13 protein-coding genes are annotated in these 11,107 nt (G+C 59.5%); 6 read left to right on the top strand and 7 right to left on the bottom strand.

All coding sequences use genetic code 11. The annotated features are described in order from the left end of the window. On the top strand, positions 1-211 hold a 211-nt coding region (locus tag CKW40_RS46195; protein ID WP_500684302.1), incomplete at its 5' end, for a hypothetical protein. A gap of 102 nt (positions 212-313) precedes the next feature. Here CKW40_RS46195 and CKW40_RS22345 read toward each other — a convergent pair. The 3 genes from CKW40_RS22345 to CKW40_RS22335 are packed head-to-tail and all read right to left on the bottom strand — an operon-like array spanning position 314 to position 1,346. After that, entirely contained in the window at positions 314-532 is a 219-nt protein-coding gene (locus CKW40_RS22345) for a hypothetical protein (RefSeq protein WP_244571248.1), read from the bottom strand. Further along, positions 525-650 (bottom strand): hypothetical protein, encoded by a 126-nt coding sequence (locus CKW40_RS45370; RefSeq protein WP_280175392.1) that lies wholly within the window; start codon positions 648-650, stop codon positions 525-527. Before CKW40_RS45370 ends, CKW40_RS22345 begins: the two co-directional genes overlap by 8 nt. 21 nt (positions 651-671) lie before the next feature. Then, positions 672-1,346 carry a GDSL-type esterase/lipase family protein gene (locus CKW40_RS22335; RefSeq protein WP_095202004.1) on the bottom strand — a complete coding sequence of 225 codons (675 nt, stop codon included), beginning with the start codon at positions 1,344-1,346 and terminating at the stop codon, positions 672-674. Between the two features lie 336 nt (positions 1,347-1,682). On the opposite strand from CKW40_RS22335, the gene CKW40_RS22330 reads away from it, so the two are divergent. Further along, complete coding sequence (locus tag CKW40_RS22330; protein WP_179298065.1) at positions 1,683-2,024, top strand: hypothetical protein; 342 nt, start codon at positions 1,683-1,685, stop codon at positions 2,022-2,024. 24 nt (positions 2,025-2,048) lie between these two features. On the opposite strand, the gene CKW40_RS45765 is transcribed toward CKW40_RS22330, so the two are convergent. After that, entirely contained in the window at positions 2,049-2,459 is a 411-nt protein-coding gene (locus CKW40_RS45765; RefSeq protein ID WP_369333057.1) for a thermonuclease family protein, read from the bottom strand. Between the two features lie 259 nt (positions 2,460-2,718). Here CKW40_RS45765 and CKW40_RS22320 point away from each other — a divergent pair, with 259 nt between their 5' ends. After that, positions 2,719-2,904 carry a hypothetical protein gene (locus tag CKW40_RS22320; RefSeq protein WP_095202002.1) on the top strand — a complete coding sequence of 62 codons (186 nt, stop codon included), beginning with the start codon at positions 2,719-2,721 and terminating at the stop codon, positions 2,902-2,904. Positions 2,905-3,305: 401 nt separating this feature from the next. On the opposite strand, the gene CKW40_RS22315 is transcribed toward CKW40_RS22320, so the two are convergent. Beyond that, the gene (locus CKW40_RS22315) at positions 3,306-4,025 is read right to left on the bottom strand and encodes a Crp/Fnr family transcriptional regulator (protein ID WP_095202038.1); all 720 of its coding nucleotides are present in this window, start codon (positions 4,023-4,025) and stop codon (positions 3,306-3,308) included. 144 nt (positions 4,026-4,169) lie between these two features. Between CKW40_RS22315 and CKW40_RS22310 the strand changes: the two genes are divergently transcribed. Together CKW40_RS22310 and CKW40_RS22300 are read left to right on the top strand one after the other, a co-directional pair. Further along, entirely contained in the window at positions 4,170-4,475 is a 306-nt protein-coding gene (locus CKW40_RS22310; RefSeq protein ID WP_244571246.1) for a DUF6894 family protein, read from the top strand. Positions 4,476-5,043: 568 nt separating this feature from the next. Beyond that, positions 5,044-6,792, top strand: a complete 1,749-nt coding sequence (locus CKW40_RS22300) for a metallophosphoesterase (RefSeq protein WP_095202000.1) — start codon at positions 5,044-5,046, stop codon at positions 6,790-6,792. Positions 6,793-7,069: 277 nt separating this feature from the next. On the opposite strand, the gene CKW40_RS22295 is transcribed toward CKW40_RS22300, so the two are convergent. Both CKW40_RS22295 and CKW40_RS22290 read right to left on the bottom strand, forming a co-directional pair. Continuing rightward, positions 7,070-7,447 carry a conjugal transfer protein TraD gene (locus CKW40_RS22295; protein ID WP_095201999.1) on the bottom strand — a complete coding sequence of 126 codons (378 nt, stop codon included), beginning with the start codon at positions 7,445-7,447 and terminating at the stop codon, positions 7,070-7,072. A 1-nt stretch (position 7,448) separates the two neighbouring features. Then, positions 7,449-7,775: a conjugal transfer protein TraD gene (locus tag CKW40_RS22290; RefSeq protein ID WP_095202037.1), complete on the bottom strand. Its 327-nt coding sequence runs from the start codon at positions 7,773-7,775 to the stop codon at positions 7,449-7,451. Positions 7,776-7,947: 172 nt separating this feature from the next. Here CKW40_RS22290 and traA point away from each other — a divergent pair, with 172 nt between their 5' ends. Continuing rightward, positions 7,948-10,995 (top strand): Ti-type conjugative transfer relaxase TraA, encoded by a 3,048-nt coding sequence (gene traA / locus CKW40_RS22285; protein ID WP_095201998.1) that lies wholly within the window; start codon positions 7,948-7,950, stop codon positions 10,993-10,995. Positions 10,996-11,107: the final 112 nt, after the last annotated feature.

The following is an 11,107-nucleotide window of genomic DNA, read 5'->3' as shown; positions in this document are numbered from 1 at the left end:
CATCCGCGTTCGCCCGGGCTGCGCAACCCTCACCAGCTCCGCCCGGGCGAACGCTGACCGCCGCGCATTACATAAGGGGGTCAAAATTGGACGCCGATCGGGGGTCAGTTTTGGAAGCCGTTTGACACCCAGTGTCTTCCTCAATCTCAACGCTGCTGATGCCGATCGATTTGGCGTCGGCGAACAGCTTTTGAGTAAGCTCGGCAACTGAGATGATGTCGGCGCCGACGGTCTCGGGGACGTTGGCCGAGATCCACTTGTACAAAAAGTCGGTGCCGCGTGTGCTCATTCGCCCATAAGACTGAAGCCCGCGTTAGGTTCCAAGCGGCCGGACCGCAGCTTCGTCGAGTTCGGCTTCCAGCTTGTCACTGACAGCGGGTATTCTGCCGGCAATCGGTTCGCCGTCGAAGCCCTTCAGCCATGCATCGGCATATTCGTTCCAGTATTGCGGCACGTCTCGCGCCTTGCCGTCCTTGCGAGCCTGGGCGCCGTACATCCACGCATATGCAAAACGCTCATGGTCCTTAGCCATTGCCACTTTCCTCCCTGGAATCCTGCAGCGAGGCGTGGCGTAGATCTTCCTCGCCACGCAGGTGCTTCACCTTGACGATCAGCCCCGGCTTGACCCAAACCGTTGCGGGTCGCTTCATGCCGTCTGTTCAGACGGGTGTTCAAAGCGGTTGCACCTGCGCGAGCAACGCCTCAACCATTGGGAGCATGTTTCTAACGACGACCGCATCACCCGCTGCATTTGGGTGGTCGTTGTCCGCTTGCAGCAACTCCGGATGCCCAGTCACGCCCTCTTTGAAGTCGGCGTAGAGCAAGTCTCCATGCTTGGTCGCCAGCTCGGAGAACATCTTTGAAAACAGCTCGGCATAGTCAGCGTGCCTAAACGAGCAATAGTCATAGGCCGCGGTTCCAACCACAAGCACTGGAACCCTCTTGTCGGCGAGGATACCCAGAAGCTGGTCGAGATTCGCTCGCGTGTGATCAAGGTCGAGAAGCCCGCAATCGTTCTGTGCCAGTTCGACAAGGACAACTTGGTTTGCAGGGCTCGCCTGCAGGTCAAGGCCACCTCTCGATTTCGTCAGCCAACGGAGACCCGCCCCGCTGTCGTTTGTGTACCCGACCTCGACAATTGTCACTGGGTGCCCGGCAGCGTTCAGCGCCGACTTGAGCGTGGGCGCAAATGCGTCAGCCGGAGCTACTCCGTGGCCGTTGATGTAGCTGTCGCCGAGGGTGACGATTGTCGGAGGTGCATCCTCGGCATCCACGTTGCCGGCTAACCCCAACATTGCGGAAAGTGCGGCAAGGGCCACAAACGAAACGTCACGCACTTTTGTCATAGTCTACCCTCCCAGCTGGACCATTCGGGGCTATCCTGGCCTAAGCCTCAGAGCCAGCGATGAATTGTCGGCGAGTGGTTAGCGAACCGCCTGCCTCTATTGGATGCGACGACGGTTTAAACCATACGCTTTCGCATGGCGGTCTGCGAGTCCCCAATGGTTCACTGGGTTTTACGTCCTGGCGCACACTCTGTGGCCACGTGCCAGCGCAACAAAGCCTGCTCGGCACCGCTGATGAACATATATTAGCGGCTGCGAATGCTGTATAACGCCCATGACGACACTCGGTCGCCGCCTAGGGGGAACCGTTCGGTGCATCCGGCCGGAACACGACATATGGCGGGCTTGGCAGGCGTGATAGCCACGGCTGCGATGCTTGAGGATGTCTCTGTTTTCGCGCACGACGCCGCAACTGGCTGGACCTATCCGCCCGCTTGCTGTCACGGCGATCCGAAAACGGGCGAATGTGGTAGGATACCCAGCGCCACCGTAACACCGCGACCCGATGGCTATGTGATCATCTTGCGGCCAGGCGACCATCAAAAAGTCACCCACCAAGACCGATACTTCGTCCCCTATGACAGTGTCATTCCTTCCGGCGACGACAACTTCCACATCTGCCTTCATCCGACCGAGGAAGACGAAAACTGCTTCTTCGCGCCTGCAGACGCGATATAGCCCTGTAGGTTTGGTACTCACCTATCAGCGTCCACCCCGTCTATATTCGCCGGGATCGACAAAGCTCCCTGCCCACAAGTTACGTTTGGCAATGCGGGCTTCGCGCTCTTCGGCAAGGTATCGAGGTGCTCGTTTGTCGGTGACCGCCAATCCGTGTTTCACCAGGTCTCGCCCGAGATCGATGCTTCCCGCGAAGCAGACGCCGGCATCGTCGTCATAGCGGTCTTTGCCTTCGATGGTGCAGGATACATCCCCTATAGCAAGGAGATGACGAATGTGGTCACGCGCATACCTGCCGCAGGGCCAGATCTTGTCAGCGGCATCAAAACACGCCTGCGAAAGTTCCGGGGCATCGATACCGAGCAACTGAACTCGTCTCTTGTCATGCCACAGCGTGTCGCCGTCATGAGCAAACCAATGCTCTCCTGCGGACACGGGGCCACAGGTGAGCACGAAGGCAAGAGCAATGGTCCGATCTACACATGGCCGGAGGCAATGTGATTATTGCGCCTTCTCGTCGTATTTGAAAAGTGGACCGGTTCGCAATTTCCGCTTCGCAGCCCCGCCAGCGCGCGTTCCCCGTCGCAGCTCTCCTACACCCGCCGAAGCGCCTGTCGCGTCCTGACGGCTCCCTATATGGCTGCGAGACAGGCCGAACTGCTATATGCTTCAGCCGGAAGCATGGTGAGCAACAATGGCCTACACTGTGATCTGGTATGGAAGACAAGGCATCATAGACAAGGTGACCTTTGACGCCGAAAAGGCGGCCAAGGATCACGCGATCTCCATGTTCCCGACCCGAAGGGTTGACGATGGAGTCGTGTCAGTCGAGGTTCGCAAGGATAACGGCGCTGTCGTGTTCAGCCACGCGGAGAATTAGGAAAGACTCGCATCCGCGCGACCAGCGCCCGCCTGTGGCCCGCTGCATGCGTCCCAATCCCCGCTGCTCAGCTGCGTGGCGATGAGCGCGTCATGGGCCTCCAAGCGGTTGAGATGGTGACCAGCCAGAACTGACGGTAATGGTCCCCAAATGAAACGCCCGCCGGCGATTTGGGGCCAGCGGGCTTTTACCAGGGAGCAAGCCAGGTGTCGAAGCTGGCTTGCAGTAAGAAATGAAATCCAAGGCTATCGGTTCCATAGAACCTCTCCAGCGGGGATCTCCGCCCGGCGCTGCACGCAGGGTTCGAGAAAACCCGCCGCCCTATCACCTGGCACAATGGCAACGGCCGGTTTCGACTTTCACGGTTGCTGGCTGGAGCAGAGCGTCCCGATCTAGCCGCGTTAGCGCGGTTCACGCATCATGCTCAGATAAGTCGGGTCGAATTCGGCAACTTCCTGCAGGCGGTGCCAGTCGAGAATTGTCACCGTATAGTTTGACCAGGTAACGACCCCGCTCTGGCGAAGGGCCCCGATGACCCGGTTCATATGTACAATCGACAGGCCGAGCACGTCAGCCAATTCAGCCTGTGAGAGCGGCAAATGGAAACTCATGTCCGTAGTGTGCTTGACCACCTGCAATCTCACAAAGAGCTCGCATACGAGATGGGCCAGATGAGAGATCTTGGAACGGCGCCCCATCGCGACAATCCATTCGCGGTGGATGGCGCCGTCAACCAGAGTATCCAGCCAGAGCAATCGAGTGAGGTGCGGTGCTTGCTCGGTGATCGCACGAAGCTTGCTGTGATCGGCAAATATGACGTGGCAGGGTGACAGCGCCACGATGCCATGGTCCATCGTCTTCAGCAAAAAAGCATGAAGATCAACAAAATCACCTGGCACCTGGAGTGAAGTAAATTGCCGACCGCCATCCTCTAGAACCTTGTACCGCGCGGCCAGGCCGTCGAGGATCAACGTGCTATAGGTGGGTCTGGATCCGGAAGACACGATGTCTTGGCCGGTGGCAAAGCTTCGCTCAACGGTCATAGCACCTGACAGCAATGCCTTCTCGGCGTCGGAAATGGCGTCGTGCTGACCAAGGTTCAAGTACAGGGATTCTAGCATGGCAACCGCCTCCAGCTCAGGGCTTTGAAGCCGATCGCCCATTGTACCGTTGGGGAAGCAAAGGCGGCCTCGACAGCACCTAGTCCGTCGGAAGTTGACGGGCATTAACATTTGATATGATGCGCTTTTTCGCGAGCAAAAGCGATGGCACATGGAACCACCTCTTCGCCGCCGAATTTAGGTTTGGAATCGCTGACGGATAGCAGGAACAACATGCCGCGCTATTTTCTCGACCTCTACAATGGCGACGGCCTGACAGTCGACAGGGAGGGCCAAGTCTTCGACACGCGCGAGCGTCTCAGGCGCGAAGCAATCCGCATCTTGCCCGATATCGTTCGTGACGAGATACTCGAAGGCGATCGCACCGCGATCACGGTAAAGGTCCGGGACGAAAACGGACGCCAAGTATTTGAGGCATCTCTCGTAGTTTCATCGGGATGGTGTGATTGAATGAGCGGCTTTTTGTGCAGCGCATTGGCCGAGCGTTGGTTTATGTCAATGAGAAAAGCGGATCGTCTATTTCTTCACACGACCGACGAGGCCCGGCGTGGCCCATTGCGTAGCGGGTCGCTTCATTCCCTTCGGCGCCGTCGCTGCCTGGTCCTGGCCGCGCTTCCATAGCCTTTCGCGCAGCTCTCGGTTTAAGGTAATGAAAGCGCTGCCGACCGGGCAGTAATAAGGCTCAAAAGACGCTTGTGGTCCAAGGGAAATAGCGGGTGATTGGCGGTTTCACCGGTATTGCTGCCCGAGTCATCGAAGTACGCTGAAAGGTCCATCGCTTACCTATTTGCCGGCTTCTCTCAGTCGCGACCGACGTGGAGCGGAAGCTTTCAGCTGATAAATTAAAGTTCGTGTTGTAGGGAATGCCTGCAAATCTCTCCCAATTTTAGCAGAGCCGCGCCTTAGCTAAGCAGGCGAGTTAGGAATCCTGTTTATTATTTCTATTGGTCCTAGACTCTGTCGCGACTTGGCGTAGGAAATGTGTTCGAGTTTCTGCCACTGTATTTGGAGTTGGGAAATGCCGACGACCCCACCTGATCTCAAGGACCTTTCCAAGTACCCCACCATGACCGGCTGGTTCAGTCCAGTGCTTCTCATAAGGCTGATATGGCGGGTCATTCTTTCAGACCTCTTTGGTCAATATGCGGATCGACGTCTAATCGTCGCGGCGCTTGACACAGTTCCTCCTGAAGAGCTGGTCGCCCGCGCCCAGCAGTTCCTGCCGGGAAAGGACAACGAGCAAGTTTGGACTTTGGAGCCGGACGATGAGGGCGCCATTTGGATCGATTTTGTAGCTGATCTGGGGGACGGGTTCGACGCTACTTATGCGATTGCATCACTTCTCGCGCAGGAGAAGCTTTCGGTCGATGGCCATGACTTGAAACGCGGACAGATGCTTTTTATGGGAGGAGACGAGGTCTACCCACGCGCGGCGTCTGAAACGTATCGAAAGCAGTTGCGCGATCCATACGAATGGGCATTCCCGGATCCTAACCAGCGCCTCATAAAAGGCCCTCCCGTTTATGCGTTGCCGGGTAACCATGACTGGTATGACGGCCTTGTTATCTTCCTTTCGCTTTTCTGCCGGAAGGACCATTTGCATCTTGGCGGATGGCGCTCGCACCAGCGACGCAGCTACTTTGCGGTCCAGTTGACCGACCATTGGTGGATATGGGCGATCGACGCCCAACTGGACGACGATGTCGATCAACCACAGAAAGAATATTTTCTCGAAATCGCCAAAGCTATGCCGGACAACGCGAGGATCATTCTCTGCGGTCCGGAACCTGGCTGGCTTTACACGGGGCAGGCCGGAAACAAGGCCCTGAGCGTCATGAGCTATATCGGATGGATAGCCTTGAATCAGCGGCGAGGGCTGACTGTGTCACTCGTCTTGTCTGGCGATACTCATCACTACAGCAGATATGTAGCGGATGATGGCAATACCCAGTTCGTCACCTCCGGTGGGGGAGGGGCCTTCCTTCATCCCACCCATCAGGTGGAAGCGTCAGTAGATCTCAATCGCCCGAACGACGGCTACAGCTGGCTGAATGGCCACATTCAGAAACTGACCTTGGCGACTGATGGACAGGGTGGAGAGGCGGTGTACCCGTCGAAAACCGAAAGCCTGTCCATGTTGGTCGGCAACTTCGCTTTCGCGGTTTATAATCCTGCGTTCGCTATGGTGCTGGGGGGACTTTATTGGCTGGTGGCTTTGGCGGGGTGGCTCCTGCCTGTCGACATCTACTACATTGCACCAGTTCTGTTTTTTGCGGGTTTCTGGGGATATACGAGTAAGCAAGAAGGTGGGGGCGCCAAGACCTTGCTGGTGTCGGCTGCAAATGCTCTGCTGCATTGTATGGGCGTAGCTGCGACCGCTGACATCTTATCACGGGTCAACGCTCGCTTTGTTGACCTTGGGGCATGGCCCCGCTTGTCATTTTGCCTTTCCGGGGCCGAGATGATCGTGGTTGGCGGTGTGATTGCCGGCACTCTGTTCGGGGTCTACCTCTACGTGACATCCCGCTGGCTGAATATGAACCACAACGACGCGTTCAGTTCGATGCGGCGCGACACCCACCGGCATTTCCTGAGGCTGCGCATTCAAAACGATAAAGTTACGGTCTTCCCCGTGGGCCTCACCAAGATTCCTTCGCGGAAGGATTGGCGTCTTAATGAAGCAAATCTTGGCACCCCGCCTCCGGCCTACGTTCCCGTACCTGCTCTGACCCCGCATCTGATTGAACAGCCCTTTTCCGTGTCTTGATGCTTGGACGAATCGAGCAAGATCCTGAGGCTTCATAACGTCACTGGACACGTCGCACATCACGCGCCAAGCGGCCCAGGCGCGTCAGGATGGAAGATCTCGCAAGAGCACTGATTACGGCCCGCCCACAAAACCGTGCGATCCCAAACACTAGTTGGGCCAAGGCCGCACCCAAGGCGCATTGACACCGCCGAGCAAGACCTCCTCGCTGGCCTCAGAGAGGTCCGCCGAGAACTGCGCCTCCGCGCTGCACGCGAACCGCCTGAGAGCGAACGGCTCACCCTTGGGCGTTATGGGCTCTTGGACCTTCATCCTGGTGCAAAGCGCGATCCTGCTCGCGTTGATTGCGGCCAATCTGACCGGCGTCCTGCGCGGATGGGATCCTTAGCCCCGTTCGGCGACCATCGCTATGTTCGCCGGCCATCTGCTCTTCACGCCGTTCACCATCGAACACCTGCGTACCCTTCGCAGTCCACAGGTTTCGCGCATGCTCGCCTTCATGGCTCCGCAGCTTTTCGGCGATCCAAAGCAGCGCGCCGTATATCGTGGCGCGATCATCGGCTGTCAGATCCACAATGCCCGCCTTGACGACGAGCCCGCCGAGTTCGATCAGATGTCGTGTGCGCTGGCGTCGCTCGACCTGCCACGTGCGCATGTCACTGCGAGCCTGTGCCGCTTGCCGGCGATTGTGGGCTGCCCGGTTGCGCTGGAGCGCCGCGAGGATCGCGCTGAGATGCCGGAGCAGTTCGCCGGGACCTGTTCTCGAAAAACATCACTCCACGCTTGGCCCATGCCTCACGCTTGGCGGTGTCTTTCGTCTCGGCGATTGCGACCAGCGCGCCAGCCAGTTCGTCGGTGCTGAGCTGATCGGCGCCGGTGACGATCACCAGTTCGCCAAGTTGCTGCACCTTTCGCGTTTTGAGTTCTCGCGCCTTGTCTTCCAGCGCCCTCAGTTCGGCGTCAAAATCCCGTGGTTTACGCATGGCTGTCTCCATCGGTTGTCGATGCGCCGATGATAGGGGAGCGTTTGCCGGAAGGCTCCAGGGTCGCCGAGACAGGCGGGGACGGGCTGGTCCATCCCGAGAATTTTTCGAGGGAGGGCGCGCTTATACGTCGTGCCGACGTACGCTTTGACGTGCAAATGATCTGGTCGCGATGGCGATCTATCATCTTCACGTCAAGGTCATTGGCCGCAAGGCTGGGAGCAGCGCCGTGGCATCGGCGGCTTATCGCTCGGCTTCGCGGCTGCGCGATGAGCGGATCGACCGCGTGCAGGACTTCTCCGCCAAGCGCGGCGTCGTGCATTCGGAGGTGCTGCTGCCCGAGAATGCTCCGGAAGCCTGGAGCGACCGCGAACGGCTTTGGAATGACGTAGAGGCGTTCGAGGTGCGCAAGGATGCCCAGCTTGCCCGCGAGGTGGAGTTTGCCCTTCCGCGCGAACTGAGCCAAGTGCAAGGCATTGAGTTGGCACGCGACTTCGTTCAGGCCGAGTTTGTCAGCCGAGGCATGGTCGCCGATCTCAATGTGCATTGGGACAGGGCAGAGGATGGCAGTCCAAAACCTCATGCCCATGTCATGCTCACCATGCGGTCCGTGGACGAGAATGGCTTTGGTCCAAAGGTGCGCGACTGGAACAGCACCGAACTGGTCGAGCGCTGGCGCGAGCGATGGGCCGAGCTTTCCAATGAGCGGCTTGCCGAACTCGACATCGACGCCCGCATCGATCATCGCAGTCTGGAAGCGCAGGGCATCGCCCTGGAGCCGCAGACCCAGATTGGTGCACCGGCGCAACGCATTGAAGGCAGCAGCCTTGACGCCGTCGACATTGAAGCGGATCGCGCCGAACTGCATCGCGAGATCGCGCGCAACAATGGCGCGCGGATTGTTGCGGATCCATCCGTGGCGCTGGATGCCATCACGCATCAGCAATCGACTTTTACCCGAAAAGACATTGCGAAGTTCTCGCATCGACACAGCGACGGAATGGAGCAGTTCAATGAGGTCATGGGCGCGATCGGCAACGCACCTGATCTGGTCGAACTCGGCAAGGACGGACGCGGCGAAGACCGGTTCACTACCCGGCAGATGATCGAGACCGAACAGCGCCTGCGTCGCGCGACAGAACGCATGGCCGGAGAGGAGCGCCATGCGGTGAATGACACACATCGCGAGCGGGCTCTGGCACAGTCAGTGCAACGCGGGCTTGTCCTGTCAGACGAGCAGACCGATGCACTGGACCACATCACCGATGGGCGCGGTCTTGGTATCGTCGTCGGCTATGCCGGAACGGGCAAAAGCGCCATGCTGGGCGTTGCACGCCAGGCATGGGCAGCCGCAGGCTATGAAGTTCGAGGCGCGGCACTGTCCGGCATTGCCACCGAGAATCTGGAGGGCGGATCAGGAATTGCCTCGCGCACTATCGCCAGCATGGAACATGGTTGGGGACAGGGCCGTGACCTGCTGACCGCCCGCGATGTCCTGGTGATCGACGAAGCCGGCATGGTCGGCACGCGCCAGTTGGAGCGCGTGCTCTCCCATGCGGCTGACGTTGGCGCAAAAGTCGTCCTTGTCGGCGATCCGCAGCAGTTGCAGGCGATCGAAGCTGGCGCGGCATTCCGGTCGATCCACGAGCGTCACGGCGGCGTCGAAATCGGCCAGGTGCGTCGTCAGCGCGAGGACTGGCAGCGGGATTCAACGCGCGATCTGGCGACCGGCAGGATCGGCGCTGCGATCGGCGCTTATGACGCGCAAGGCATGGTGCACCAGGCCGCGACGCGCGACGAGGCGCGCAACGATCTGGTCGAGCGCTGGGATCGCGACAGGCAGGCAGAGCCACAGGCGAACCGGATTATTCTCACCCACACAAACGACGAGGTGCGCGCACTCAATCAGGCTGCGCGCGAGCGCATGCGCGCTGCCGGCGATCTCGGCGACGATGTTCAGGTGGATGTGGAACGCGGTGCTAGAAACTTCGCCAATGGCGACCGCATCATGTTCCTGCGCAACGAGCGCGGGCTCGGCGTCAAGAACGGCACGCTTGGTGTGATCGAAGAGGTCAGCGTGCAAAGCATGACGGTTCAAACCGACGACCGTCGGTCGGTGCGCTTTGACCTGAAAGACTACGCCCACATCGACCACGGCTATGCCGCGACCATTCACAAGGCGCAGGGCATGACGGTTGACCGCACCCACGTTCTGGCAACGCCAGGCATGGATACGCATGGTAGCTACGTCGCCTTATCGCGGCATCGAGATCGCACGGACCTGCATTACGGCAGCGACGACTTTGCCACACGGGAACGGCTCGTCCGCACGCTGTCACGCGACCGTGCCAAGGACATGGCGTCGGATTACGAGCAAGCCGATCCGGCGCAGTCCTATGCAGAGCGGCGCGGCATCACTTTCCGCGAGCGTGTGGTCGAGATTGTGCGCCGGATTGTTCCGGAGAAGCTGCGCGACAGGATCGGCGGGCTGCTGGACGGGTTGCGCACGTCCGGAGACATCGAGCCCGGCCAGGACCGTGGGCGCAGGCCGGAAAGGGAAGATGTCGGAGCGCAAATAGCAGGTTCCGGCGCCGCGCCTGAAAGAGAGGCTACCGCCAGGGGAGCGGAGCGCGAAACGGATTTGCCGGCGGACTCGGAAGCGGCGTTGCGCAGCACTCGCACGAAGGCGCTTGTGCGTCACGCACGCGCGCTCGACACGATCCTGCGCAGCGGAAATGCGGACGGGCAGGGCAGTCCCGAGCAGATGCGCGAATTGAGGGAAGCCCGCAACGCTTTCGAGAAGGTCCGGCCGCATGGCTGGCGTGATGCCGAAGCGGCTTACACGAAAAATCCCGAGCTTGTCCGCGAGGCGGGGGCCGGCCGCGTCAACCGCATCGTGCTTGCTCTCCAGCTTGAAACGGAAATCCGCACCGGGATGGACATCGATCCGGGCCGCCGCGCCGACCGTTTCGTGCAACGTTGGCAAAAGCTCGACCGGACGGGCCAACACCAATACCAAGCCGGCGACATGTCTGGCTACCAGTCAACGCGGTCGGCCATGTCCGACATGGCCAAGAGCCTCGAACGCGATCCGCAGCTTGAGTCGCTCCTCGCCAGTCGCAAGCGCGATCTTGGCATTCAAACCGATTCCGGCCGGCGCCTCGGCGCGGAACTCGCATTCAGCCATGGCATCGGCAGAGGGCATGGTATCGGACTTTGAAACCCCTCCGATTTGCCGCCGGCAACACGCCATAGATAGGTGCTGCAGGAACTTCGATTGCGTCGAGCATCGGTTCGCGCTGTCTGTCCCAGCACATACCAGCAACAACCCA

Origin of the sequence: Mesorhizobium carmichaelinearum (assembly GCF_900199455.1) — a bacterium.
GTDB classification, from domain to species: domain Bacteria; phylum Pseudomonadota; class Alphaproteobacteria; order Rhizobiales; family Rhizobiaceae; genus Mesorhizobium; species Mesorhizobium carmichaelinearum.
Note: the sequence above shows the minus strand (reverse complement) of the source record. Positions and strands in the feature narration are given on the sequence as shown.